The organism is Paraburkholderia sp. RCC_158, from assembly GCF_041355255.1.
GTDB lineage: Bacteria > Pseudomonadota > Gammaproteobacteria > Burkholderiales > Burkholderiaceae > Paraburkholderia > Paraburkholderia graminis.
Genome location: NZ_JBFUPM010000009.1, coordinates 42548 through 66955, shown reverse-complemented (window position 1 = coordinate 66955; position 24408 = coordinate 42548). Strand labels below are relative to the sequence as shown.

General features: G+C 64.1%; 23 protein-coding genes. 14 read left to right on the top strand and 9 right to left on the bottom strand.

What is annotated here, in order from left to right; translation table 11 throughout:
• Positions 1–11 precede the first annotated feature (11 nt).
• From ahcY to AB6809_RS18885, 9 genes are all read left to right on the top strand, one after another.
• Positions 12–1433, top strand: a complete 1422-nt coding sequence (ahcY, locus tag AB6809_RS18925; RefSeq protein ID WP_006052548.1) for an adenosylhomocysteinase — start codon at positions 12–14, stop codon at positions 1431–1433.
• 133 nt (positions 1434–1566) lie between these two features.
• Positions 1567–1920: a phage holin family protein gene (locus AB6809_RS18920; RefSeq protein ID WP_054040830.1), complete on the top strand. Its 354-nt coding sequence runs from the start codon at positions 1567–1569 to the stop codon at positions 1918–1920.
• 10 nt (positions 1921–1930) lie between these two features.
• Positions 1931–2761: a methylenetetrahydrofolate reductase [NAD(P)H] gene (gene metF, locus AB6809_RS18915; RefSeq protein ID WP_053858857.1), complete on the top strand. Its 831-nt coding sequence runs from the start codon at positions 1931–1933 to the stop codon at positions 2759–2761.
• A 307-nt stretch (positions 2762–3068) separates the two neighbouring features.
• Positions 3069–4697 (top strand): ABC transporter substrate-binding protein, encoded by a 1629-nt coding sequence (locus AB6809_RS18910; RefSeq protein WP_371026951.1) that lies wholly within the window; start codon positions 3069–3071, stop codon positions 4695–4697.
• A 150-nt stretch (positions 4698–4847) separates the two neighbouring features.
• A complete protein-coding gene (locus tag AB6809_RS18905; RefSeq protein WP_006052552.1) occupies positions 4848–5858 on the top strand; it encodes an ABC transporter permease subunit in 1011 nt (336 codons plus the stop codon).
• An 86-nt stretch (positions 5859–5944) separates the two neighbouring features.
• Positions 5945–6862, top strand: coding sequence for an ABC transporter permease subunit (locus AB6809_RS18900; protein WP_006052553.1), 918 nt, complete (start codon positions 5945–5947; stop codon positions 6860–6862).
• Positions 6863–7870 carry an ABC transporter ATP-binding protein gene (locus AB6809_RS18895; RefSeq protein WP_006052554.1) on the top strand — a complete coding sequence of 336 codons (1008 nt, stop codon included), beginning with the start codon at positions 6863–6865 and terminating at the stop codon, positions 7868–7870. It abuts the gene before it with no gap.
• Positions 7867–8886: a peptide ABC transporter ATP-binding protein gene (locus AB6809_RS18890; protein WP_053858856.1), complete on the top strand. Its 1020-nt coding sequence runs from the start codon at positions 7867–7869 to the stop codon at positions 8884–8886. The genes AB6809_RS18895 and AB6809_RS18890 overlap by 4 nt, the downstream gene beginning before the upstream one ends.
• A complete protein-coding gene (locus tag AB6809_RS18885) occupies positions 8879–10057 on the top strand; it encodes a TraB/GumN family protein (RefSeq protein ID WP_371026950.1) in 1179 nt (392 codons plus the stop codon). Before AB6809_RS18890 ends, AB6809_RS18885 begins: the two co-directional genes overlap by 8 nt.
• 14 nt (positions 10058–10071) lie before the next feature.
• On the opposite strand, the gene AB6809_RS18880 is transcribed toward AB6809_RS18885, so the two are convergent.
• From AB6809_RS18880 to pxpB, 6 genes are all read right to left on the bottom strand, one after another.
• A complete protein-coding gene (locus tag AB6809_RS18880; RefSeq protein ID WP_371026949.1) occupies positions 10072–11883 on the bottom strand; it encodes a tetratricopeptide repeat protein in 1812 nt (603 codons plus the stop codon).
• A 215-nt stretch (positions 11884–12098) separates the two neighbouring features.
• Positions 12099–13055 carry a DUF979 domain-containing protein gene (locus AB6809_RS18875; protein ID WP_006052558.1) on the bottom strand — a complete coding sequence of 319 codons (957 nt, stop codon included), beginning with the start codon at positions 13053–13055 and terminating at the stop codon, positions 12099–12101.
• Positions 13052–13807, bottom strand: coding sequence for a DUF969 domain-containing protein (locus AB6809_RS18870; protein ID WP_053858852.1), 756 nt, complete (start codon positions 13805–13807; stop codon positions 13052–13054). The genes AB6809_RS18875 and AB6809_RS18870 overlap by 4 nt, the downstream gene beginning before the upstream one ends.
• Before the next feature lie 302 nt (positions 13808–14109).
• The gene (gene pxpA / locus AB6809_RS18865) at positions 14110–14862 is read right to left on the bottom strand and encodes a 5-oxoprolinase subunit PxpA (protein ID WP_006052560.1); all 753 of its coding nucleotides are present in this window, start codon (positions 14860–14862) and stop codon (positions 14110–14112) included.
• Between the two features lie 17 nt (positions 14863–14879).
• The gene (locus AB6809_RS18860; protein ID WP_371026948.1) at positions 14880–15932 is read right to left on the bottom strand and encodes a biotin-dependent carboxyltransferase family protein; all 1053 of its coding nucleotides are present in this window, start codon (positions 15930–15932) and stop codon (positions 14880–14882) included.
• Positions 15929–16582, bottom strand: a complete 654-nt coding sequence (gene pxpB / locus AB6809_RS18855; RefSeq protein WP_371026947.1) for a 5-oxoprolinase subunit PxpB — start codon at positions 16580–16582, stop codon at positions 15929–15931. The genes AB6809_RS18860 and pxpB overlap by 4 nt, the downstream gene beginning before the upstream one ends.
• Positions 16583–16796: 214 nt before the next feature.
• Here pxpB and AB6809_RS18850 point away from each other — a divergent pair, with 214 nt between their 5' ends.
• On the top strand, positions 16797–17309 hold the full coding sequence (locus tag AB6809_RS18850; RefSeq protein WP_006052563.1) for a winged helix DNA-binding protein: 513 nt from the start codon (positions 16797–16799) through the stop codon (positions 17307–17309).
• A 95-nt stretch (positions 17310–17404) separates the two neighbouring features.
• Here AB6809_RS18850 and AB6809_RS18845 read toward each other — a convergent pair whose 3' ends face one another.
• Complete coding sequence (locus AB6809_RS18845) at positions 17405–18004, bottom strand: 5-formyltetrahydrofolate cyclo-ligase (RefSeq protein ID WP_006052564.1); 600 nt, start codon at positions 18002–18004, stop codon at positions 17405–17407.
• Positions 18005–18024: 20 nt separating this feature from the next.
• On the opposite strand from AB6809_RS18845, the gene AB6809_RS18840 reads away from it, so the two are divergent.
• From AB6809_RS18840 to AB6809_RS18825, 4 genes are all read left to right on the top strand, one after another.
• Positions 18025–19992, top strand: a complete 1968-nt coding sequence (locus AB6809_RS18840) for a transglycosylase SLT domain-containing protein (protein ID WP_371026946.1) — start codon at positions 18025–18027, stop codon at positions 19990–19992.
• An 87-nt stretch (positions 19993–20079) separates the two neighbouring features.
• Positions 20080–21033 (top strand): complex I NDUFA9 subunit family protein, encoded by a 954-nt coding sequence (locus tag AB6809_RS18835; protein WP_371026945.1) that lies wholly within the window; start codon positions 20080–20082, stop codon positions 21031–21033.
• Between the two features lie 29 nt (positions 21034–21062).
• Positions 21063–21716: a glutathione S-transferase family protein gene (locus AB6809_RS18830; RefSeq protein ID WP_107709936.1), complete on the top strand. Its 654-nt coding sequence runs from the start codon at positions 21063–21065 to the stop codon at positions 21714–21716.
• Positions 21713–22945, top strand: a complete 1233-nt coding sequence (locus tag AB6809_RS18825; protein WP_006052569.1) for a multifunctional CCA addition/repair protein — start codon at positions 21713–21715, stop codon at positions 22943–22945. Before AB6809_RS18830 ends, AB6809_RS18825 begins: the two co-directional genes overlap by 4 nt.
• Before the next feature lie 60 nt (positions 22946–23005).
• Here AB6809_RS18825 and AB6809_RS18820 read toward each other — a convergent pair whose 3' ends face one another.
• Both AB6809_RS18820 and AB6809_RS18815 read right to left on the bottom strand, forming a co-directional pair.
• Complete coding sequence (locus tag AB6809_RS18820) at positions 23006–23200, bottom strand: DUF2905 domain-containing protein (protein ID WP_006052570.1); 195 nt, start codon at positions 23198–23200, stop codon at positions 23006–23008.
• Between the two features lie 16 nt (positions 23201–23216).
• The gene (locus AB6809_RS18815; RefSeq protein ID WP_371026944.1) at positions 23217–24407 is read right to left on the bottom strand and encodes a class I SAM-dependent methyltransferase; all 1191 of its coding nucleotides are present in this window, start codon (positions 24405–24407) and stop codon (positions 23217–23219) included.
• Position 24408 lies beyond the last annotated feature (1 nt).

Below are 24408 nucleotides of genomic sequence, written 5' to 3'. Positions count from 1 at the left end.
AGGAGGGCGTGATGAACGCCGCAGTTATCGATTCCCAGGCTTCCCAGGACTACATCGTTGCCGACCTGTCGCTCGCCGACTGGGGCCGCAAGGAACTCACCATTGCAGAGACGGAAATGCCCGGCCTCATGCAAACGCGCGACGAGTACAAGGCGCAGCAGCCGCTGAAGGGCGCGCGTATCGCCGGTTCGCTGCACATGACCATCCAGACCGGCGTGCTGATCGAAACGCTGACGGCGCTCGGCGCGGACGTGCGCTGGGCCTCGTGCAATATCTTCTCGACGCAGGATCACGCCGCCGCCGCCATCGCCAAGGCCGGCACGCCGGTGTTCGCGTTCAAGGGCGAGTCGCTCGACGAATACTGGGAGTTCTCGCACCGCATCTTCGAATGGCCGAACGGCGAGTTCGCCAACATGATTCTCGACGACGGCGGCGACGCGACGTTGCTGCTGATCCTCGGCTCGAAGGCAGAGAAAGACCGCTCGGTGATCGCCAAGCCGACCAACGAGGAAGAAGTCGCGCTGTACAAGTCGATCGAACGTCATCTGGACGCCGATCCGACGTGGTACTCCACGCGCCTCGCGCACATCAAGGGCGTGACGGAAGAAACCACGACGGGCGTGCATCGTCTGTATCAGATGGAAAAGGAAGGCCGCCTGCCGTTCCCGGCGATCAACGTCAACGACTCGGTCACCAAGTCGAAGTTCGACAATCTGTATGGCTGCCGTGAGTCGCTGGTCGACGGCATCAAGCGCGCGACCGACGTGATGATCGCGGGCAAGATCGCGGTCGTGGCCGGTTACGGCGACGTGGGCAAGGGCTGCGCGCAATCGCTGCGCGGTCTCGGCGCGACCGTGTGGGTCACGGAAATCGATCCGATCTGCGCGTTGCAAGCGGCGATGGAAGGCTACCGCGTCGTGACGATGGAATACGCAGCCGACAAGGCCGACATCTTCGTGACGGCAACCGGCAACTATCACGTGATCAACCACGATCACATGAAGGCGATGCGCCACAACGCGATTGTCTGCAACATCGGTCACTTCGATTCGGAAATCGATGTGGCATCGACGCGTCAGTACCAGTGGGACAACATCAAGCCGCAAGTCGACCACATCATTTTCCCGGACGGCAAGCGCGTGATCCTGCTGGCCGAAGGGCGTCTCGTGAACCTGGGCTGCGCGACGGGCCACCCGTCGTTCGTGATGTCCAACTCGTTCACGAACCAGACGCTCGCGCAGATCGAACTGTTCACGCAAGGCGACAAGTACGAGAACCGCGTGTACGTGCTGCCGAAGCATCTGGACGAGAAGGTCGCACGCCTGCATCTGGCGCGCATCGGCGCAACGCTGACCGTGCTGTCGGACGATCAGGCCGGCTACATCGGCGTCGACAAGAACGGTCCGTTCAAGCCGAATCACTACCGCTACTAAGCACGTGCGTTGCGGTGCGCCTTCGCGCTGCAAAACATGACGGTATGACGACGGAGCGGCGCGCATGCGCCGCTTTCTTCACCATGCCCGCTTCCCATCGATTAACGGACATTCTGCCTGCAAGGAGCTTGACATGACCGTGCTGCTGACCTGGCTGATCAATGCGCTGGCGCTCCTGATCATCACCTATCTCGTTCCGTCGATTCATATCCGCAGCTTCGGCACCGCGCTGATCGTCGCGGTCGTGCTTGGGCTGATCAACACGATCCTGCGCCCGGTGCTGATCCTGTTGACGCTGCCCGTCACGATCGTGACGCTGGGGCTCTTCATTCTGGTGGTCAATGCGCTGTGCTTCTGGCTGTGCGCGTCGCTGCTGAAGGGTTTCGAGGTCTCGGGATTCTGGTCGGCGTTCTTCGGCTCGATTCTGTACAGCATCGTTTCATGGCTGCTGTCCGCGCTTATTTTCGGCAACCGCAGTCTCGGTTGACATACTGATCATGAACCCGATCGAACTTTCATTCGAATTCTTCCCGCCGAAGACGCAGGAAGGCGTCGACAAACTGCGCGCCACGCGTGCGCAGCTCGCGACGCTCAAGCCCAAGTTCGTGTCCGTCACGTTCGGCGCTGGCGGCTCGACGCAGCAGGGCACGCTCGATACCGTCGTCGATATGGCGAAGGAAGGGCTCGAGGCCGCGCCGCATCTGTCGTGCATCGGCTCGTCTAAAGAGAGCCTGCGCGCGATTCTCAACCAGTACCGCGCGCATGGGATTCGCCATATCGTCGCGCTGCGCGGCGACTTGCCCTCGGGCATGGGCGAAGTGGGCGAGTTGCGTTATGCGTCGGAACTGGTGAGCTTTATCCGCGCCGAGTTCGGCGACTGGTTCTGGATCGAGGTGGCCGGCTATCCGGAATATCATCCGCAGTCGCGCTCGCCGCGTCACGATCTGGAAAACTTCGCCCGCAAGGTGAAGGCCGGCGCCAATTCCGCGATCACGCAGTACTTCTTCAACGCGGACGCGTACTTCCGTTTCGTCGACGACGCGAGGAAGCTCGGCGTCGATGTGCCGATCGTGCCGGGCATCATGCCGATCACGAACTTCTCGCAACTGATGCGCTTTTCGGAGATGTGCGGCGCGGAAGTGCCGCGCTGGATCGCGCGCCGGCTGGAGAGTTTCGGCGACGACCGCGAGTCGATCCGCGCATTCGGCCTCGACGTGGTGACGGACCTGTGCAAGCGTTTGGTCGATGCCAAGGTGCCCGGTTTGCATTTTTATACGCTGAACGGGGCGGCGGCGACCAAGGCGATTTGCGAGCGGTTGAAGGGCTGAGCGTCGAACAACCAACGGTTATCGCTTCCGTTGGTCCTCCGCAGACCGCCGCGCGAATGACGCGCGGCGCGTCTCGCGGACATTTTTCTTCCCGTGTTTTTCCGAGCCCTGCGGCAGAACACTCAAACGATTCCCCCAAAACCGCCCCAATCACCTACTCTGAAAGTCATTCGAAAGAGCGCTGCAAATATCCGCCGGGGCGCGCCAGCGGCGGCATCGCCGATAATTTCCTCTGCTTGTGACACCGGGGAAAGCTCAGTAATATCGCGCTACGCTGGCGTCAGCCAGCCCCGAACCTGGAGGAAACATGAAGCAAAACAATCTGTTGCGCGCCGCGCGTGTTACGACGCTCGTCGCAGCTGCAGCGGCATCGCTGGTGGGCGCAAATAGCGCGCGCGCCGAGATTCCGAACAAGACACTCGTCTACTGCTCAGAAGGCAGCCCCGCGGGTTTCGATCCGGCCCAGTACACCACGGGCACCGATTTCACGGCCAATACGTTCACCGTCTATAACCGCCTCGTCGAATTCGAGCGCGGCGGCACGAAGGTCGAGCCGGGCCTCGCCGAAAAGTGGGATGTCTCCGCGGACGGCAAGACGTACACGTTCCATCTGCGTCACGGCGTCAAGTTCCAGACCACGTCGTTCTTCAAGCCGACGCGCGAATTCAACGCGGACGACGTCCTGTTCACGTTCGAGCGCATGCTCGACACCAATCAGCCGTTCCGCAAGGCCTACTCCGTGCAGTTTCCGTACTTCACGGACATGGGCCTCGACAAGCTGATCACGAAGGTCGAGAAGATCGATCCGTACACGGTCAAGTTCACGCTGAAGGAAGTCAACGCGCCGTTCATCCAGAACATGGCGATGGAATACGCGTCGATTCTCTCGGCCGAATATGGCGACCAGTTGCTGAAGGCCGGCAAGGCCGCGGACATCAACCAGTTCCCGGTCGGCACCGGTCCGTTCATCTTCCGCAGCTATACGAAAGACGCGACGATCCGCTTCGACGGCAACCCGGATTACTGGAAGCCGAACGCAGTCAAGATCTCGAAGCTGATCTTCTCGATCACGCCGGACGCCGGTGTGCGCGTGCAGAAGCTCAAGCGCGACGAATGCCAGGTGATGAGCTATCCGCGTCCCGCCGACATCGCGCCGCTGAAGGCTGAATCGAGCCTTGCGATGCCGTCGCAGCCGGGCTTCAACCTCGGCTATCTCGCGTACAACGTGACGCACAAGCCGGTCGACAAGGTCGAGGTGCGTCAGGCGCTCGACATGGCGATCAACAAGAAGGCGATCATCGACTCGGTGTATCAAGGCGCAGGCCAGGCCGCCACGAATCCGATGCCGCCGACGCAATGGTCCTATGACAAGAACCTGAAGGGCGCATCGTACGATGCGGACAAGGCCAAGGCGCTGCTCGCGAAGGCCGGCTATCCGAACGGCTTCGACATCACGTTGTGGGCCATGCCCGTGCAACGCGCGTACAACCCGAACGCCCGCCTGATGGCGGAAATGATCCAGGCCGACTGGGCCAAGATCGGCGTGAAGGCGAAGATCGTCACCTACGAATGGGGTGAGTACATCAAGCGCGCGCACGCGGGTGAAGACGACACGATGCTGATCGGCTGGACGGGCGACAATGGCGATCCGGACAACTGGCTCGGCACGCTGCTCGGCTGCGACGCGGTGAACGGCAACAACTTCTCGAAGTGGTGCCACAAGCCTTTCGAAGAGCTGATCCAGAAGGGCCGCGCAACGTCCGATCAGGGCGCGCGCACGGCGGCCTACACGAAGGCGCAGGAAATCTTCGCGCAACAACTGCCGTTCTCGCCGATCGCTCACTCAACGGTCTATCAGCCTGTCAGCAAGAAGGTGAACGACATGCGCATCGAGCCGCTCGGCTATGCGCGCTTCGACGGCGTGAGCGTCAAGTAAGGCGCCCGCCAACCTGTCGGGCAAGTCGTAAAATTCGCGCAGTACGCTTTTCGCACGGTTAGAAAACTGGTCGAAATGGTCCGGCGACCGGGGTCACGAGCCCTCGTCGCCGGTTGCGTTTTTTCTTCATCAAGACCATAGGGACGAACCATGTTCCGCTTTGTTTTGCGCCGCATAGGCATGGTGATACCGACGTTCATCGGCATCACGATCCTTGCATTCGCGCTGATTCACCTGATACCGGGCGATCCCATCGAAGTGATGATGGGCGAGCGCGGCGTCGATCCGGCCATGCACGCCGCAGCGATGCACCGGCTAGGACTCGACGAACCTCTGCCGATGCAGTACGTCCACTACATCGGCCGCGCGCTTCACGGCGACCTCGGCACCTCCATCATCACGAACACCAGCGTCATGGGCGAATTCCTCGCCCGTTTCCCCGCCACCGTCGAACTGTCGATTTGCGCGATGCTGTTCGCGCTGATAGTCGGCTTGCCCGCGGGCGTGTTTGCTGCGCTCCGGCGCGGCACGGCGGTCGATCATGGCGTGATGGGCACGGCGCTCACCGGCTATTCGATGCCGATCTTCTGGTGGGGCTTGATCCTCATCATGGTGTTCTCGGTGAAGCTCGGCTGGACGCCGGTGTCGGGCCGCATCGCGGTCGAATACGACATTCCGCACGTGACCGGCTTCATGCTGATCGACGCGATGATGTCCACCGACGAAGGCGCGTTCAAATCCGCGTTGAGCCATCTGATTTTGCCGGCCATCGTGCTCGGCACGATTCCGCTCGCGGTCGTCGCACGCATGACGCGTTCGTCGATGCTCGAAGTGCTGCGCGAGGACTATATCCGCACGGCGCGCGCGAAGGGTTTGTCGCCGGGGCGCGTGATCGTCGTTCATGCATTGCGCAATGCGTTGATCCCGGTGGTGACCGTGATCGGTCTGCAGGTCGGTACGCTGCTTGCAGGCGCGGTGCTGACGGAGACGCTGTTTTCGTGGCCGGGCATCGGTAAGTGGCTGATCGACGCGATTGGCCGCCGCGATTATCCGGTCGTGCAGGGCGGTATCCTGATGATCGCCACACTGGTTATCTTTGTGAACCTCGTCGTCGATCTGTTGTACGGCGTGTTGAATCCGCGCATTCGCCATACGAGGTAAGACATGAACCCCCACGCTCACATTCGTTCGCTGCCCCCCGAGGGGGCGCATGCCTCCCTTGAGGCGGCTCCGCGGGAGGCATGACGATGGCAGACATCCAAAACACAGTTCCCACAGCAGTAACTCCGCCCAGCGGCCGCGCTATCGCCGCCCGCGAATTCTGGGCGAATTTCTCGCGTAATCGCGGCGCGGTTGGCGCCGGCATCATCGTGTTGCTGCTGATCGTCGTGGCGATTTTCGCGCCGCTTCTCGCGCCGCATAGCCCGATCGAACAGTATCGCGACTTCGTGAAGATTCCGCCCGCGTGGCTCGAAGGCGGCAACTGGCGCTTCGTTCTCGGCACCGACGAAGCCGGCCGCGACATCCTCTCGCGTCTCATGTACGGCGCGCGGCTGTCGTTCTGGATCGGCTTCGTGTCGGTCGTGCTCGCGTTGATTCCGGGCATCGTGCTCGGCCTCATCGCGGCGTTCTTCGACAAGTGGGCCGACACGCCGATCATGCGGATCATGGACGTGCTGCTCGCACTGCCGTCGCTGCTGCTCGCGGTGGCGGTCGTCGCGATCATCGGTCCGGGTCTCGTCAATACGATGCTCGCAATTGCGATCGTCGCGTTGCCGGGCTATGTGCGTTTGACGCGCGCGTCGGCGCAAGGCGAGTTGCAGAAGGAATACGTGACGGCCTCGCGTGTGGCGGGCGCCGGCACCTTGCGCCTGATGTTTTCGCAAGTGCTGCCGAACTGCACCGCGCCGCTGATCGTGCAGGCCACGCTCGGTTTTTCGTCGGCGATTCTCGATGCGGCCGCGCTCGGTTTTCTCGGGCTCGGCGTGCAACCGCCATCGGCGGAGTGGGGCGCGATGCTGGCCTCGGCGCGCGATTACATCGACAGTGCATGGTGGATCGTCACGATGCCTGGTTTGTCCATCCTGATCTCGGTGCTCGCGATCAATCTGCTCGGCGACGGGCTGCGCGACGCACTCGATCCGAAACTAAAACGGATGGCATAAATGAGCAATAACCTACTGACCATCCGCAATCTGGCGGTGAACTTCAACGGCTTGCCCGCTGTCGATCGTATCAATCTCGACGTCGCGCCGGGCGAAGTGCTGGGCGTCGTCGGCGAATCGGGTTCGGGCAAGAGCGTCACGATGATGGCGCTGATGGGCCTGATCGACGCGCCGGGCAAAGTCACCGCGGACGAGATCACGTTCAACGGACGCGATCTGCTGAAGGCATCGGCGAAGGAACGCCGCAAGATCATCGGCAAGGACATCGCGATGGTGTTCCAGGACGCGCTCACGAGTCTGAACCCGAGCTACACGGTCGGCTACCAGATCAAGGAAGTGCTGAAGCTGCACGAAGGCCTGCGCGGCAGCGCGCTCGACAAACGCGCGCTCGAACTGCTCGATCAGGTCGGCATTCCGGACGCGAAGAATCGCATCACGTCGTTTCCGCATCAGATGTCGGGCGGCATGAACCAGCGCGTGATGATCGCGATGGCGATTGCCTGCAACCCGAAGCTGCTGATCGCCGACGAGCCGACCACCGCGCTCGACGTCACGATCCAGGCGCAGATCATGGAACTGCTGATGCGCCTGCAGAAGGAGCGCGGCATGGCGCTCGTGCTGATCTCGCACGATCTCGCGGTGGTGTCCGAGGTCGCGCAGCGCGTCGCGGTCATGTACGCTGGCGAAGTGATCGAAACCAACAAGGTGCCGGACATTTTCGCCGCGCCTCATCATCCGTATACGGAAGCATTGCTGGCCGCGATTCCCGAGCACAACGTGGGCGCAGTGCGGCTCGCTGCTTTGCCGGGCATGGTGCCGGGCCGCGACGATCGTCCGAAAGGATGTCTCTTCGCGCCGCGCTGCAAGTACATGGTGGACGACTGCAACAAGGCGCGACCACCGCTGGAGGCCATGCAAGGTCACGCGGCAGTGGCGCGCGTGCGCTGCATCAAGCCGCTGAATCTGGTCGGCGACGCGAACGTTCACACACATGGAGGCGCACGATGAATGCAGTACCCGAAACGCGGCGCCAGTCGGACCATGCGGGCGATCACGTGCTCGTCGCCGACAAGCTCGCGCGTTACTACACGGTCAAGCGCGGCATGTTCGCGACGGGCACGGTGAAGGCGCTCAACGGCGTGTCGTTTGCGCTCGAGCGCGGCAAGACGCTCGCCGTGGTCGGCGAATCCGGCTGCGGCAAGTCGACGCTTGCGCGCCAGCTCACCATGATCGAATCGCCTAGCGCGGGCCGCTTGCTGATCGACGGCGAAGATGTGGCCGGCGCCGACCACGCGAAAATCGCCGCGCTGCGGCGGCGCGTGCAGATGGTGTTCCAGAATCCGTTTGCGTCGCTGAATCCGCGCAAGACCGTCGAGCAGACGCTCGGCGAACCGCTCGCCATCAACACGCAACTGAGCGCAACGGAACGCGCCGAACGCATCGCGCAAATGATGCGCACCGTCGGCCTGCGCCCCGAACACGCGAAGCGTTATCCGCATATGTTCTCGGGCGGTCAGCGTCAGCGTGTGGCGATTGCGCGCGCGATGATTCTCGATCCGCAAATCGTGGTCGCCGATGAACCGGTGTCGGCTCTTGACGTGTCGATCCAGGCGCAGATTCTGAATCTGTTCATGGACCTGCAGCAGCAGTTCAAGACGAGCTACGTGTTCATCTCGCACAATCTGTCAGTGGTCGAGCATATCGCCGACGATGTGATGGTGATGTATTTCGGCGGCATTGCGGAACTCGGCGACAAGAAGCGCATTTTCTCGAAGCCGCGGCATCCGTACACGCGGGCGTTGATGTCGGCCACGCCGTCGATCTTCGAGGCGGATCGCACGATCAAGATCAAGCTGCAAGGCGAAATGCCTTCGCCGCTGAATCCGCCGTCGGGTTGCACGTTCCATCTGCGCTGCCCGTATGTGATCGACCGCTGCCGCAGCGAGGAGCCGAAGCTGCGTGAAGTGGATGGCCGTCTGGTGTCGTGTCACCGCGCCGAGGAGGTGGGGGACGTGGATGCCTGATGCGCTGGCGGCGCGTCGTCTTGCGCGCCGCTCGCGTGATGGCGGCCGCCGCGCTGCCTTCACGCGACGCTTGCGGGCGTGTGCACTAACCGGTGCCGCGCTCGTCGGCGTTTTCTGTCTCGGCGTGGGCCTGTCCCGCATGGCGTATGCCGCGGGCGCCGCGGCCAATACCCCAACGGTTTCCGCCGACGCCAACGCCAAGGCTGCGCGCCCCACGGTGCCGCTGCCGCATTCGCCGGCTCCGCATTCGCCGACGCCGCCACGCGCCGCGCTGCCGGGCTTCAATCCGCCGCCCGCGACGCCCGGCACGAGCACGAGCGGTCCGGTACGTCTGCAACCGGCGCGCATGCCGTTCTACGTCGCGACGCGCGGCACGACCACGGTCTACGTGCTCGGCACGCTGCATGTCGGCGATCCCGCCGATTACCCCGCGGCTCAGCCGTTTCGTCCGCCGATCATGGGCGCACTGGCGGCCTCGCCAACGCTCGCGCTGGAGCTCTCGCCGGACGAGTTGCTGGTCTCGCAAGACGACGTGTCGAAATACGGCGTATGCCGCCGCGACTGTTTGCCTGGCCTCTTGCCCGAGCCGCTGTGGCGCAAGCTCGCGTTTCGTCTGCGCGGCAATCCCGCCGCGCTCGATGAGATCAAGAAGATGCGGCCGTGGCTCGCGTCGCTCCTGGTGGAAACCTACGACTCGCTCAGCGCCGGTTTGCAGACCGAATACGGCACCGAGGCGCAACTGCAAAATGTTTATCTGCGCACACGCGGCAAGATTGTTGGGCTTGAAACCTTGCCGCAGCAGATGCGCGCGTTCACCGGACTCTCGCTCGCGCAACAACGCGAAATGCTCGCGCAGGATCTGGTGCAAACACCCGCGCAAAACGTCGAGGACGTGCGCACGTTGCACCGCCTGTGGCGCGTTGGCGATGCGGATGCAATCGCCGCGTGGGAGGCCGCGAAAACGGAAAAGCTCGCGCGCGACAAACGCGTGTCGAATTCGATCGACGAAAGAATCGTCTACGCGCGCAACCGGCGCTTCGTCTCGCGGATGCTGCTGATCGCCGCGCCGAACAAACCGGTATTCGTGGCGATCGGCGCGTTGCATCTTGGCGGACGCAAAGGCGTGCTGCAATTGCTGCGGCAGCATGGCTTCGCGGTCGAGGCAGGATAAGAACAGCCGAGCCGTTATCTACCCGTCTTTAATGCGCTGGCCACTTCTCTCACCACGCCCGCCCAATCGCCCAACACCTGCTGCCTGAAGAGCCGCATGCGCGGATACCACGGCGAGTCGCTGCGCGCTTCGAGCCAGCGCCAATCCGAATTGGCCGGCAGCAGCAGCCACACCGGCTTGCCGAGCGCGCCGGCCAGATGCGCGACGCCGGTATCGACGGCGATCACCAGATCCAGGTTCATGATGAGCGCGGCGGTGTCTTCGAAGTCATTCAGTTCGCCGCTGAAATCGTGCGCGCGGAATGCGTCTGGAGCGTCGGCCAGTTGAACATGCGCGGGACCTTTTTGCAGCGGATACCAGCTCACCTTCGCGACGTTGGCCAGCGCATGCAAGTCGGCAAGCGCCATCGAGCGGTAGCGGTCGTTGCCGAACACGGGACTGCCCGCCCACACGAGGCCGACCTTGCGCTTCGTCTTGCCGCTTGTCTGCAGTTTCTTGCGCCAGGCGTCCACCTTTGCGTTGTCGGCGAATAGATACGGTATTTGCGCCGGGATGCTGGAAAGCTCGGTGCCGACGCACGACGGCACGCTCATCATCGGCACCCAGAAGTCGTATTCGGCATCCGGCTTGCCGGCGAACGCGCGATGCACGCCCGGCACGCGTTGAACGAGCCGCAGCAACGGCTCGCGCACGTACACGTCCACGGTCGCGCCGCGTTCGTGCAGCACGCGCGCGTAGCGCAGGAACTGGAAGTGATCGCCAAAACCCTGTTCGCCGACGATCAGCAAACGCCGTCCCTCCAGTGGTTCGCCGCGCCATTCCGCCACGCCCGGCAATGCCAGCGCGTCGTAATCGCTCTTGCGCCAGCGCAGCGCGAACTCAGCCCAGCCTTGTTTGTAGTCGCCGCGCTTGAGCAGCAGCCACGCCAGGTTCTGATGCGCGTCGGCGTAGTCCGGTTCGCGCGCGAGCGCGTCGCGATAGAACGTCTCTTCTTCGTCGAGCCGTCCTTGTGCGCCGAGCGAGCCGCCCAGGCACACGAGGTTGGTCGGATTCGGGTTCAGCGCAACCGCGCGCCGATAGTGCGACTCCGCGCCCGCATAGTCGCCGCGCTTGCCGATCGCGCTGCCCAGATTGATGTGCGCTTCGGCGTAATCCGGCCGCAGCGCGAGCGCGCGTTCGAAACTGGCAACCGCCGCCTCGTGCTCGCCGAGCGCGTTATGCGCATTGCCCGCGTTGAAGTGCGCTTCCGCCGAGTTCGGATCGAGCTGCAAGGCGTCGCGATAACACGCGAGTGCTTCCGTGAAATTGCCGAGCTTGCCGAGCGCCGTGCCAAGGTTCAGATGCGCGTCGACAAACGCCGGGTTCGATGCGATTGCCAGCCGGTATTGTTCGACCGCTTCGTTCAACGCGCCTTGCGCCTGCAACGCGACGCCGAAGTTATTGCGCGCGTCGGCGAAATCGGGCTGGAGTTGCAGCGCCTGGTCGTAGCAGATGGTGGCTTCGTCAAGATAGCCGAGCGCGGCGGCGGCAAGACCGCGGTTGCTCCAGCAGGCGGCGTCGTGACGATCGTGCTTGAGCGCGTGGCTCATCAGCGTGGCGGCGTCTGCGTGCTGTCCGCGCTGATAGTGCAGTACGCCGAAGTAATGCAAGGCGCGGGCATTCGCTGGATCGATTGCGAGGACTTCGCGGTAGATCGAATCGGCCGTGTCGAGCCGGCCGGCCTGATGCGCGTCGAGCGCGGCATTCACGAGCGAGTCGACGCCGGATGACGATGACGCCGATGGCGACGCGGTGCGCCCGCCGGGGCGCTTGGATTGAGGTTCCATGAACACCTGCGGGAAAAGCCACGGCGGCGCGCGCTCTACGCGCCCGCGCGTGTGGATAGGAGATCGTCCAGCATCTTAGGGGCGCGCTGATGGCGCCGACGTTCGGACGCATCCCATTTCCGTTGCAGGCTTTTCCTCTTTTTAGGTGCTTCGCCGATGTGCCACCGAAACCTCGCGTGGCACATCGGAACCGGCTTCATTCCCGGTGCAATCTTCTACATGAACATCAGGAAATTGAGCAGGAAGATGTTCACGACCAGCAGCGTCAGAGCGGTCGGAATCTGCACTTTGATCACCGCGTTCTTGTCCGGCAGTTCGAGCAGCGCGGCCGGCACCATGTTGAAGTTCGCGGCCATCGGCGTCATCAGCGTGCCGCAGTAGCCCGAGAACATGCCGATCGCCACCATCACGGCCGGATTGCCGTGGAACACGCCGACCAGAATCGGCACGCCTACGCCGCCCGTCATCACCGGGAACGCGGCGAAGCCGTTGCCCATGACCATCGTGAAGAGTGCCATGCCGATGCAGTACACGGCCACCGCGATGAAGCGGTAATCGAGGCTGATGTACGCGGTCGTCACGTGCGCGACGGCCTTGCCGACACCCGCATCGGAGAACACGAGGCCGAGCATGCCGAGCATTTGCGGCAGCACCGCGGCCCACGAGAGCGCGTCGACGAGGCGGCGCGCTTCCTTCATCGACTGGCCGACCGTGTCGCGCGTCAGCACGCAGGCAATGGCGAGCGCGATCACGCAGCCGATGCCGAAGCCGATCAACGTGACGTTGGCCTTTTCGATCAGCGGCAGGCCGCCGAACACGAGGTGGCTCGCCGACAACGTGACGATCACGGTGATCACCGGAATCGTCAGCGCGGGCACGAACAGCTTGTTGCGAAGACGCGCGGCGCTCGCCTTGCGCGCTTCGAGCGACAGCACGCGCGCTTTGCCGGCGGTGACGCCGCCAAAGCCGGCAATCAGCGCCATCGCGATCACCGCGACGCCGACCACGGCGGGCGGCAGCTTGTCGCCGATCAGAAAGATCAGCGCGTAGAGAATCCAGAAACCGCCGGCCGTGAGGCGGCGCGGGTGTTCCTTGTCGGTAACGATCATGCCGCCGATGATCAGCAGCACCACGCCCAGCAGCCAGAACAGATAGGTAATCGTGAGCGTCATGCTTTATCTCCTGCAGCCGGTTGAGCACGTTGAGCCGGCGCTGCGGCATTGCCCGCATTCGCATTGCCGCGCAATTCGCGGTCGAGTTTGCGGTCGAGCAGATACAGGCGGAAGCCGTGAATGAGGAACGCGCAGATCGCGGTCGGAATGCCCCACACCGCAACATGAATCGGCTCGACGATGATGCCGGCTTCTTTGAGGAACGTGGTCATCAGCACGATCGCGCCGAACGCGACGAAAATGTCCTCGCCGAAGAACAGGCCCACGTTGTCCGTTGCCGCCGAAAACGCGCGCAGCTTGAAGCGCACCGCGTCGCTGATCTTGCCGAAGCGCGTTTCGGTCGCGCCTTCGGCCATCGGCGCGATGAGCGGACGCACCATCTGCGGATGTCCGCCGAGACCCGTCAGGCCGACCGCCGCGGTGAGCTCGCGCACGAGCAGATAGACGATCAGAAGACGCCCGGCCGTGGCGGCCTTGATGCCGCTGATCCACGTCTGCGCGCGCTCGCGCAGGCCGTGCCGTTCGAGCAGCCCGATCACCGCGAGCGGCAGCAGAATGATCAACGGAATGTTGCGCGTCTTGATGAATCCCGTGCCGATTTCGGCGAGGATTTTCTCAGGCGGGAAGTGCGCGGCGAGGCCGGTGATGATCGCGGCGACCGCCACGATCAACATCGGATTGAACCGCAATAAAAAGCCAACGATGATGACGGCCACGCCGATCAGCGGCCATAAACTGACTGTTGTCTGCATCTGGATCTCCAAACAGGTTTTCGACCTTGCCGCTTGTGGCGGCTAACATGAGCCGGCGCGGGCGATCCCCGCGCCGTGTTTTGCGCGGCTCTTGGCGGCCGCGTTGCTGCGTACTGCGACTTCAACTGCAACTGCAACTGCGCTTGCGACTGCGACTGCAACTGCAACTTCATCTGCTGCGAGAATCCGCCGCCGATACGGGCAACGTTCATCGAATCGTCCCGTATCTGGCGAACGCCCCGCTTAAAGCGGGGCGTCGGAGAAAGTCTTCAATGCGTCATAAAAAAGCGTTCGCGCCGGCTTCAGACGCTTGCCGCGCCGGCCGCATGCACTTCGATGCCGGCCTGCTCGAGCGCAGTGCGAATGCGCCGCGCAAACGCGAGCGCATGCGGACCGTCGCCGTGCAGGCAAATGGTTTGCGCGTTGAGCGGCACCCATTGGCCGTCGACGGCGCGCACCCGCTGCTCACGCACCATCGCGAGCGTGCGTTCGAGCACTTCGTCTTCGTCGTCGAGCAGCGCGCCCGGCTCCTTGCGCGGCACCAGCGAGCCGTCGGCGCGATAGCCGCGATCGGCGAAGACTTCTTCGATGGCGGTCAGCCCCGCGTTGCGCGCGGCCGTCACGAGCCCGCTGTTGGCGAGCGCGAACACCGCGACCGACGGATCGAAGTCATGCACGGCCGAGACGATCGCGTCCGCGATCTTCGGATCGCGCGCGGCCTGGTTATAGAGCGCGCCGTGCGGCTTCACGTGCGCGATGCGCCCGCCCTCGGCCTGCGCGATTGCCGACAGCGCGCCGAGCTGATACAGCACGCCCGCGTAGATCTCGCTCGCCGGCAAGTCCATCTCCTTGCGGCCGAAATTTTCCGGATCGTTGAAGCTCGGATGCGCGCCGATCGACACGCCTTTTTGCACCGCCCAGCGCACGCAGTCGCGCATCGCGTTCGCGCCGCCCGCGTGCCAGCCGCATGCGATATTCGCGGAGCTGACGAGGTCGAGCAGCGCTTCGTCGGAGCCGCAGCCTTCGCCGAGATCGGCGTTCAGATCGATTTCCATGGTGTTCCCCTGCCTGGTTACAGCGCCGCGACGGCCACCTGCCGCGCACAGCGTTCTTCATGCATTGCGATAGCGGCGTCGATCTGCCGCAAATACGTGCGCTCGTCGAGCAGAGCCTGGCGCGCCTCGTCGGGTGTGGTCGGAATGAAGCGCACCGCCGCGTTCAGGCGCACCTGCGCGAGCTTCCACAAGTCGGCCTGGATCACCGCGCCGATCTTCGGATAGCCGCCGGTCGTCTGCGCATCGCTCATCAGCACGATCGGCTGGCCGTTCGGCGGCACCTGGATCGTGCCGGGCAGCACCGCGTGCGACAGCAGATCGGCCTTCTCTTTGCGCTTTAGCTCGCTGCCGGCGAGCCGGTAGCCCATGCGGTTGCTGTTCGGCGTGACGAGCCACTCGTCGGACCAGAACGACTCGTGCGCTTCGTCGGCGAAGCTGTCGTATTCCGGGCCGCGCAGCACGCGAATCGGCACGGCCCAGGGCACGCCCGTCGGATGACGGCCGCGCCGCAGCGGTTCGTCGACGAGCACGAACTTGCACCACGCGGGCGCCTTCACGCCGAATTCCGGCGCTTCCGGCGAGAAGCCGACCTGGCCGCGCTGCGGCGGGGCGCCGAGCGGCACGCGGTCGCCGTCGCGCAGCGCCCGGCCGCCGAGGCCGCCGAAGCGGCCGGTGAGGTCCGTGCTGCGCGAACCGAGCATCGGCAAGACGTCGATGCCGCCCGCGATGCACACGTAGCCGCGCATGCCGCGCTTCGCCGCGTTCAGCACGAGTTCCTGTCCGGCTTTGACCGGCAGGCTCCACCACGAGTAGACCGGCTTGCCGTCGAGCGTCGCGCCGAATTCCGTCCCGGTGATGGCGACGCGCGTCGCGCGAAGAAAACGCAGCACGGTCGGGCCGAAGGTGATTTCGAGGCCGGCCGCGTCGGGCCGGTTGCCGACCAGCCGGTTGCCGACTTCCAGCGACAAGCGGTCGAGCGCCCCGCCCATTGCGACGCCGAGATGCCGGTAGCCGTGACGGCCGAGGTCTTGAATGGTGGTCAAAAGACCTGCGCGGATCACGTCGATCATGCGTGTATCCCCGCGATGGTGAAGCGCACCCGGTCGCCCGGCTGCAACAGCGTGGGCGGGCGGCGCGCGGGATCGAAAAGCGGCAGTTCGGTGCGGCCGATCAACTGCCAGCCGCCAGGCGACGTCGCCGGATAAATGCCCGTCTGCTCTCCGCCGATGCCGACCGAACCCGCTGGCACCTCGAGCCGCGGCGACGCGCGGCGCGGCGTATGCAGCGCCGCTTCGAGGCCGCCCATGTAGGCGAAGCCCGGCTGGAAGCCGAGGAAAAACACCACGTATTGACCGCCCGAATGCCGCTCGATCACTTCGCGCGTGCTCAGGCCGGTGTGGTTCGCCACGGCGGCCAGGTCGGGGCCGAACTCGCCGCCGTACTGAACCGGAATGTCGACGTCGCGGCCCGCAGCCGGCGCCTGACCGGCTGCGTCCCACGCCTGTTGCAAGCGGTCCGCGAGCGCCTCGCGATCAGCTTCCAGCGGATCGAACACCAGGGTCAGGTTGTTCATGCCCGGCACCACTTCCAGCACATGCGGCCAGTCGCGCGCGAGTTCGGCCGCCGCCCACACGCGACGCTGGCAGTCGAGCGTCGCGGGCGGGGGCGCCTCGCAGACCAGCGCGGCGTCGCCGAGCGGAAAGATTTTGGGTTGGCTCATGGCTTGAAGACCCGGAGAAGTCGAAGAGTTCTGCATTGCGCACCGTCGGGAAAAACGCGGCAGGACCGTTGCGCGATGTCTGGAGCGTACATTGTCAATAAAATATCAACAATTTATCAATAAGAGTTTTCGCCAGGCTCGCCGCCGCGCGCTCGTCGTCGTACACTCCCGACAACTCTTGACCCTTCTTCACACCGATTCCCGAGAAACACACATGTCGCGGCATCCCACCAAGATCGTCTCGTCGGAACATCTCGTGTCCGACACGAGCGCGGAGCTGTCCGAGCTCGAGTACGCGCTCATCATGGCCGGCAACGCATTCAACCGATGGATGGTGCGCTGCATGTCGGCGGCCGGGGAAAAGGACATGACGGCCATCGAGGTCTCGCTGCTGCATCACGTGAGTCATCGCGAGCGACGCAAGAAGCTGGCCGACATCTGCTTCGTGCTGAACATCGAGGACACGCACGTTGCGACCTACGCGCTGAAGAAGCTCGTAGCTAGAGGGTATGTAAAAAGCGAAAAGACCGGCAAGGAAGTGTTTTTTTCCGCGACCGACGCGGGCCGTGCGCTCTGCCTGAAGTACCGCGAAGTGCGCGAGAGCTGCCTGATTTCGACGCTGAAGGAAAGCGGCCTCACCAACGAACAGATCGGCGAGGCGGCGCAGTTGATGCGCAATGCGTCCGGCATGTACGACACGGCCGCGCGCGCGGCGGCGTCGTTATAAAGACGAGGCGGCGGCGCCTCGTCGTTGAAGGTAAGCGAAGCTCGAACGGGTGCGTGCTGTCTGCGCCTCGAGCCATTTCTCGCTGTGTCTAACGCCTAACCCGCGGCCCGCGCGTGCAGCCCGCTTTCGGTGACGATCATATCGAGCGGAATGTCGTGAGCTTCGCGCTCGAGCGCCGCCGTGCGGCACGCCTCGTATCCGACGCCCACCGTGATCGGCTTCGTCGCGCCGGGCCAGCCAGCGAGCGTGCGGTCGTAATAGCCGCCGCCGTAACCGAGCCGGTAGCCGTCGGCATCGAAACCCACGCAGGGCACGAGCAATAGCTCGGGAATCACCAGTCGTTCGGTCGCGGGTTCAGCGATCTTGTGATGGCCGATCTTCATCGGCGTATCCGGCGACCATGCGTGAAACTCGAGCGGCACGCCGCGTTCCCTGATGATCGGCAGACTGGCCTCGCGCGCCGAGCCGCCCGCGAGCCAGATCGAGATCGCTGCGCGCGCATCGAATTCGCCCGCGAGCGGCCAGTAAAAGCCGACGCTTCGCACGTCGAAATGCTTCAGCGCGTCGAGCACGCGGCGCGCGAGCGCGGCATTGTTCGCCGGCTCGGAAGCCGCTTGCAGCCTTGTTTCCAATAGCGTCCGGCGCAGTGTCTTTTTCGATTCCGCCGAAGGGTTGCATGCTATGCTTGGGTTCAATTCGCGCTCCAGAAACAACGATGTCAAAAAGTCTTTATCGAGTATATCGCGCGGCCGGTATGGCGCTTGCCGCAGCCGCTCTCGTCGCATGCAGCACCGCGTCAGCCGTCAAGCCTCTTCCCATTTCGCAGCTCACCAACGACGACCAGATTTTCGTCCAGTTGCGCGAGGCTGCCCGCAATAACGACGCGGCGCGCGCGGCGCAGTTCGCGAGCATGATTCCGGGCTATCCGGCGCCTTCTTATCTGGAGTACTTCCAGATCAAGCCGCAGCTCTTCGATTCGGGCGGCCACGCGCGCGTCGACGCACCCGACGCGCCGGTGCTCGCGTTCCTGCAGAAGTACGACGGCCAGGCCATTGCCGACCGCATGCGCAACGACTACCTCACGGTGCTCGGCTCGCGCCACGACTGGCGCAACTTCGATCAGCAATACGCACGCTTCGTGCTGAACGACGACACGCAGGTGAAGTGCTACGCGCTCGAATCGCGTGCGTCGCGCGGCGAGAATGTCGCGGACGCGGCGCGCGCGCTGCTCGTCGATCCGAAATGGTACGGCGACGGCTGCGTCGATCTGATCACGATCCTCGGCGTCAACAAGCAGTTCAGCACCGACGACGTCTGGCAGCAGATCCGTCTCGCCTACGAACAGAACTACACGAATACCGGCAGCAAGCTCGTCGACGCGCTCGGCAGCCAGGCGCCCGATCCCGTGCTGTTCGGCCAGGCCACCAGCACGCCGCCGCTGCTGCTCGCGCGCGGCGTCGGCGCCGATCCGCAATCGCATCAACTCGCGTTGCTCGCGATCACGCGCATGGCGCGCAACGATCCGGCCATGGCCGCGGCTACGTTTGCATCGGTGGCGCCCTCGCTGAATTCGCCGGAGCGCGCCATCGGCTGGGGCACGATTGCGTATCAGGCGGCGGCCAAGCAGATGCCGAGCGCCGCGGACTGGTATCGGCTGTCGGCCAACGCGCCGCTCTCGAATCCCGCCTACGAATGGCGCACGCGCACCGCGCTGCTCGCCGGAGACTGGAACATGGTGCGCTGGTCGATCGAACAGATGCCGGCCGCGCTGCGCAACCAGCCTTCGTGGACTTACTGGCATGGCCGCGCGCTCAAGCAGGCGGGCGACACGACCACGGCCAACCAGGAATTCGAGTCGATCTCGCAGGGCTTTAACTTCTACGGCCAACTCGCCGCGGAAGAACTCGGCCAGAAGATCGCGGTGCCGCCAAAAACCACGGTCACCGATTCCGAAATCCAGCAGGCCGGCAATACGCCGGGCTTCGATCTCGCGCAGCGCTTCTACGCGCTGAATCTGCGGCTCGAAGGCAATCGCGAATGGAACTGGCCGCTGCGCAACATGAGCGACCGTCAGTTGCTGGCCGCCGCCGAATACGCGCGCCGTATCCAGTTGTACGACCGCGCGGTGAACACGGCGGATCGCACGAAAACCGAACACGACTTCTCGCTGCGCTATCTGTCGCCGTTCCGCGACATTGTCGAGCGCGACGCGCAGTCGAACGGGCTGGACGTGGAGTGGGCGTACGGGCTGATCCGCCAGGAATCGCGCTTCATCATGAACGCGCGCTCCGAAGTCGGCGCGAGCGGCCTGATGCAGTTGATGCCCGCCACCGCGCAACTGGTCGCGAAGAAGATCGGCCTCGGCCCGATTTCTCGCGAGCAGATGAACGACATCAATACAAACATTCTGCTCGGCACCAACTACCTGTCGATGATCTACAATCAGTTCGACGGTTCGGCCGTGCTGGCCACCGCGGGTTACAACGCCGGTCCGGGCCGTCCGCGCAACTGGCGGCAGACGTTGCAGCACCCGGTTGAAGGCGCGATCTTCGCCGAGGCGATTCCGTTCCAGGAAACGCGCGACTACGTCAAGAATGTGTTGTCCAACACGGTCTACTACGCGGCATTGTTCGAAGGCCGTCCGCAATCGCTGAAGGCGCGTCTGGGTTACATCGCACCGTAAGCGCCGTGCCGCCGCTGCCTCGCTGCAATTGCGAGGCGGCGGTGCGCCACGCCAGCCGTTGCCGCGGCTTCCACCAGGGAGTCGAAAATGCGACATAAAGCCATTGCGATCATCGGCGGTTCCGGGTTTATCGGAAGCCATCTCGTCAACGCCCTCGTTGAAATGGGCAAGGACGTGCGCATCGCCACACGGCGGCGTTACAACGCGCGCCATCTCACGCTGCTGCCCATCGACGTGATCGAAACCGATGTGTTCGATCCGGTCCAGCTCGCGCGTTTTGTCGAAGGCGCAGACTGCGTGATCAATCTCGTCGGCACGCTGCATGGCAAACGCCGCACGCCGTATGGTCCCGAGTTCGCGCGCGCGCACGTCGAATTGCCCACTAAAATCGCGGCGGCTTGCGAAGGCAAGGGCGTGCATCGGCTGATTCATTTGAGCGCGCTCGGCGCCGATTCGAACGGTCCGAGCATGTACGCGCGCTCGAAGGGCGACGGCGAGAAAGCGGTGCACGCGGCGAATCTCGCGTGGACGGTGTTCCGGCCTTCCGTCGTGTTCGGCGCGGAAGACCAGTTCCTCAACAAGTTCGCGTTCTTGCAGCGCATCTTTCCGGTGATTCCGCTCGCCATGCCGGACGCGAAGTTCCAGCCGGTCTATGTCGGCGACGTCGCCAAGGCGATCGTCAACGTGCTCGACCTCGATGCGGCCAACGGCAAGACCTATGAACTCGGCGGCCCGAGCGTCTATACGCTCGAAGAGCTCGTCAGATATTGCGGCGACGTGATCGGCCGGCATGCCAGCATCATCCGTCTGCCCGAAGCGCTCGCGCGCATGCAGGCCATGACGTTCGAAATGGCGCCGGGCGAACCGGTCATCACGCGCGACAATCTCGATTCGATGAAACAGGACAACGTGCTAAGCCGCCCACTCGCGCCCGAGCTCGGCCTGGAGCCGGCCAGCATCGAAACGATCGCGCCGGTGTATCTGACCGGCGCGTCGGCACGTTCGCGTTTCGACACGTTCCGCGCGAGCGCGGGCCGCTGACTTTTTCTCTACTTCTCATACGAACCCGCATGAAGCTGCTTATTGGTGACAAGAACTATTCGTCATGGTCGATGCGGCCGTGGCTGCTGTTCAGGCATTTCGGCATCGCATTCGACGAAGTGCTGATCCATCTGAATCAGCCCGGCACCAATGCTGCGGTGCTCGCGCAGGCGCCTAACGGTCCGGGCAAGATCCCCTGTCTGATCGACGACGCGGGTCTTGCCGTGTGGGACTCGCTTGCCATCGCCGAAACGCTCGCCGAGCGCTTTCCTCAGCACGCGCTGTGGCCGCGCGATGCGGCGGCGCGCGCGCATGCTCGCAGCGTTAGCGCGGAGATGCATTCGGGCTTCGGCGAACTGCGCTCGAATATGTGGATGAACATTCGCGCGTCGTTTGCCGGCAAGAACGCGACGCCGGGTGTGCTGGCCGACATCGCGCGTATCGAGGCGATCTGGCGTGACTGCCTCGATACCTATGGCGGTCCGTTCCTGTTCGGCGAGTTCAGCATTGCCGACGCGATGTATGCGCCGGTGGCCATGCGCTTCAGGACGTGGCAGCCGCCGTTGTCCGAGACGTCGCTGGCGTATGTTCGCCGACTGAGCGCGCAGCCCGCAGTGAAAGCCTGGATCGACGACGCGTTGAGCGAGACGCACACCATCGCGTATCTAGACGAATGCCCATGAATATCTATGCAGTAGGCGGCGCGATTCGCGACGAATTGCTGGGCGTGCCGGTGCAGGACCGCGATTACGTGGTGGTCGGCGCGACACCCGAGCAGATGATCGCGCAGGGTTATCGGCCGGTGGGCAAGGATTTTCCTGTGTTCCTGCATCCGCAGACGCATGAGGAGTACGCGCTCGCGCGAACCGAACGTAAGACCGCGGCCGGTTATCACGGCTTCCAGTTTTTCTATGCGCCCGACGTGACGCTCGAGGAAGACCTGGCGCGCCGCGATCTCACCATCAACGCGATGGCGCGTGAAGTGCGCCCCGATGGCGAGCTGACAGGGCCGGTCATCGATCCGTTCGGCGGTCAGCGCGATCTCGAGGCGAAACTTTTTCGCCACGTCAGCGACGCGTTTCTCGAAGACCCCGTGCGCATCCTGCGAATCGCGCGCTTTGCCGCGCGTTTCGCCGATTTCAGCGTCGCGCCCGAGACGCTCGCGCTGATGCGCAAGATGGTCGCCGACGGCGAAGTGGATGCGCTCGTCGCCGAACGCGTGTGGCAGGAGGTGTCGCGTGGTCTGATGGAAAAGAAGCCGTCGCGCATGTTCGACGTGCTGCGCGAGTGCGGCGCGCTGGCGCGCATTCTGCCGGAAATCGATGCGCTATTCGGCGTGCCGCAGCGCGCCGACTATCACCCCGAGGTCGACACGGGCGTGCACGTCATGATGGTGCTCGATCACGCCGCGCAGCAAGGCTACGCGCTGCCCGTGCGGTTCGCCGCGCTCACGCACGACCTCGGCAAAGCCACTACGCCTGAAGACATCCTGCCCCGGCATCTCGGCCACGAAGGGCGCAGCGTGGATCTGCTCAAGCCGCTGTGCGAGCGCCTGCGCGTGCCGAACGAATGCCGCGATCTCGCATTGCTGGTGGCGCGCGAGCACGGCAACATTCATCGCGTGATGGAAATGGGCGCGGCTGCGCTCGTGCGCCTGCTCGAGCGCAGCGACGCGATTCGCAAGCCGTCGCGTTTCGCTGAAGCCTTGCAGGCTTGCGAAGCCGACGCGCGCGGGCGGCTCGGTTTCGAGGCGCGCGACTATCCGCAGGCCGAGCGCTTGAGAGTCGCGCTCGTCGCGGCGCGCGGCGTGGATGCGGGTGCGGTCGCGAAGCAACTCGCCGATGCGCCGGCCGGCATCAAGGACGCGGTGCATCAGGAGCGTGTGCGGGCGGTGGCGGCGGCGCTGGAGTGAAATGCTCGATGCGCGGGCCGCCGTTGTCTGTCAGCGCAAACCGCGTTCGAGAAACCGCGGCTACAAAAGCCGCGCGATAAACGACAGTAGCATCGACAGCAACAGCGTCGACATGAACGGGAAATGATATTCGCGTCCGAAAAGACGCACGGTCACGTCACCGGGCATGCGTCCGATGCCGAGCTTGCGAAGCCACGGCCAGCAGGCCGACAGCACAGCAAGAGCAACGAACGTAGTCAGCAGCCAGCGGATCATGACGTGTATCCCGGCGTCACAACGTATGCGACCGGTCGCCGCTTGCAAACGCCTGCAGCGTGTCTTCGAGTCCGCGCGAGAACGCGATCACCTTGAAAAGCTCACCCATCTCGGCCTCCGACAACAGCTTCTGCACCGCATTCGCCGCGGGCAGAAAGCGTGCGGTGTCGGCGGGATCGATTTCGGAAAGCGCATCCGTAATGCCCGCGTTCAGCAGGAAGCGTGCTTGCGATGTGAAGCCCAGCAGGTCCGCGCCGGTCTCGACGCCCGCTTCGGCGATGCCGGTGAATTCCACGTGCGCGGTAATGTCCTGCAAGCCCGGATAAACAAACGGATCGCCGTGCGCGCGATGCCGGTAGTGGCACATCAGCGTGCCTTGCGCGCGCTGCGCATGGTAGTACTCGTGACGCGGGAAGCCATAGTCGATGAAAAACGCCGCGCCGCGCGCGAGCATCGTGCAGATGGTCCGCGTGAAGGCACGAGCGGCGTCGTGCGTCTCCGCCACGTAATCGCCGCCGCCGGTGTCGATTTCCGAGAGCAGCGCCGTATCGGCCGACGCGGACATTTCACGGTCTTCGAATGCGAACCAGCCGTCGCGCCAGACGACGCCGCGTTCGCGCCACGCGCCGTCGACGGAAGCGAAAAGCCGCACCGGCATCGCGTCCAGCACCTCGTTGCCGATCACCACGCCTTCGAAGCGCTCGGGCAACGCGTCGAGCCAGCGCACTTTGGAAGCGAGCGCGGGCGCCGCGGCTTCGATGGTTTCGCGCTGACGCTCGCGCAATTCGCCGGAAAGGTCGACGATCGAATAGCTGTCGAACGCGGCGCCGAGTGCAGCCAACGCATTGAGCAGGCCGGCCGCGAGTTTGCCGGTGCCCGCGCCGAACTCCATCACGTCGCGCGTGCCGCTTGCCTGCAACGCTTCGGCGATGGGCCGCGCAAGCGTGGCCGCGAAGAGCGGCGACAGTTCGGGCGCGGTGACGAAGTCGCTGCCGTCGTCGCCGCGCAGCCCGAATTTGCGGGCGCCGCCGCTGTAATAGCCGAGTCCGGGCGCGTACAGCGCGCTCTCCATGTAGCGGTCGAACGGCAGCCAGCCGCCGGCATCGTCGAGTTCCGCGCGAATCCGGGCGACGAGCGCTTCTGACTGCGCGAGCGCGCTCGGGCCGGGAGCAGGTAAACTATCGGGTTGGTGAGCTTTCGGATTCATC

Coding starts and splice junctions, on each gene's coding strand:
- pxpA (WP_006052560.1), bottom strand. CDS start 14,862: ATGGAAATCGATCTGAACGCCGATCTCGGCGAAGGCTGCGGCTCCGAC.
- AB6809_RS18830 (WP_107709936.1), top strand. CDS start 21,063: ATGAAGCTGCTTATTGGTGACAAGAACTATTCGTCATGGTCGATGCGG.
- ahcY (WP_006052548.1), top strand. CDS start 12: ATGAACGCCGCAGTTATCGATTCCCAGGCTTCCCAGGACTACATCGTT.
- pxpB (WP_371026947.1), bottom strand. CDS start 16,582: ATGAGCCAACCCAAAATCTTTCCGCTCGGCGACGCCGCGCTGGTCTGC.
- AB6809_RS18920 (WP_054040830.1), top strand. CDS start 1,567: ATGACCGTGCTGCTGACCTGGCTGATCAATGCGCTGGCGCTCCTGATC.
- AB6809_RS18825 (WP_006052569.1), top strand. CDS start 21,713: ATGAATATCTATGCAGTAGGCGGCGCGATTCGCGACGAATTGCTGGGC.
- AB6809_RS18875 (WP_006052558.1), bottom strand. CDS start 13,055: ATGACGCTCACGATTACCTATCTGTTCTGGCTGCTGGGCGTGGTGCTG.
- metF (WP_053858857.1), top strand. CDS start 1,931: ATGAACCCGATCGAACTTTCATTCGAATTCTTCCCGCCGAAGACGCAG.
- AB6809_RS18860 (WP_371026948.1), bottom strand. CDS start 15,932: ATGATCGACGTGATCCGCGCAGGTCTTTTGACCACCATTCAAGACCTC.
- AB6809_RS18870 (WP_053858852.1), bottom strand. CDS start 13,807: ATGCAGACAACAGTCAGTTTATGGCCGCTGATCGGCGTGGCCGTCATC.
- AB6809_RS18895 (WP_006052554.1), top strand. CDS start 6,863: ATGAGCAATAACCTACTGACCATCCGCAATCTGGCGGTGAACTTCAAC.
- AB6809_RS18910 (WP_371026951.1), top strand. CDS start 3,069: ATGAAGCAAAACAATCTGTTGCGCGCCGCGCGTGTTACGACGCTCGTC.
- AB6809_RS18815 (WP_371026944.1), bottom strand. CDS start 24,407: ATGAATCCGAAAGCTCACCAACCCGATAGTTTACCTGCTCCCGGCCCG.
- AB6809_RS18850 (WP_006052563.1), top strand. CDS start 16,797: ATGTCGCGGCATCCCACCAAGATCGTCTCGTCGGAACATCTCGTGTCC.
- AB6809_RS18835 (WP_371026945.1), top strand. CDS start 20,080: ATGCGACATAAAGCCATTGCGATCATCGGCGGTTCCGGGTTTATCGGA.
- AB6809_RS18820 (WP_006052570.1), bottom strand. CDS start 23,200: ATGATCCGCTGGCTGCTGACTACGTTCGTTGCTCTTGCTGTGCTGTCG.
- AB6809_RS18890 (WP_053858856.1), top strand. CDS start 7,867: ATGAATGCAGTACCCGAAACGCGGCGCCAGTCGGACCATGCGGGCGAT.
- AB6809_RS18880 (WP_371026949.1), bottom strand. CDS start 11,883: ATGGAACCTCAATCCAAGCGCCCCGGCGGGCGCACCGCGTCGCCATCG.
- AB6809_RS18905 (WP_006052552.1), top strand. CDS start 4,848: ATGTTCCGCTTTGTTTTGCGCCGCATAGGCATGGTGATACCGACGTTC.
- AB6809_RS18840 (WP_371026946.1), top strand. CDS start 18,025: ATGTCAAAAAGTCTTTATCGAGTATATCGCGCGGCCGGTATGGCGCTT.
- AB6809_RS18885 (WP_371026950.1), top strand. CDS start 8,879: ATGCCTGATGCGCTGGCGGCGCGTCGTCTTGCGCGCCGCTCGCGTGAT.
- AB6809_RS18900 (WP_006052553.1), top strand. CDS start 5,945: ATGGCAGACATCCAAAACACAGTTCCCACAGCAGTAACTCCGCCCAGC.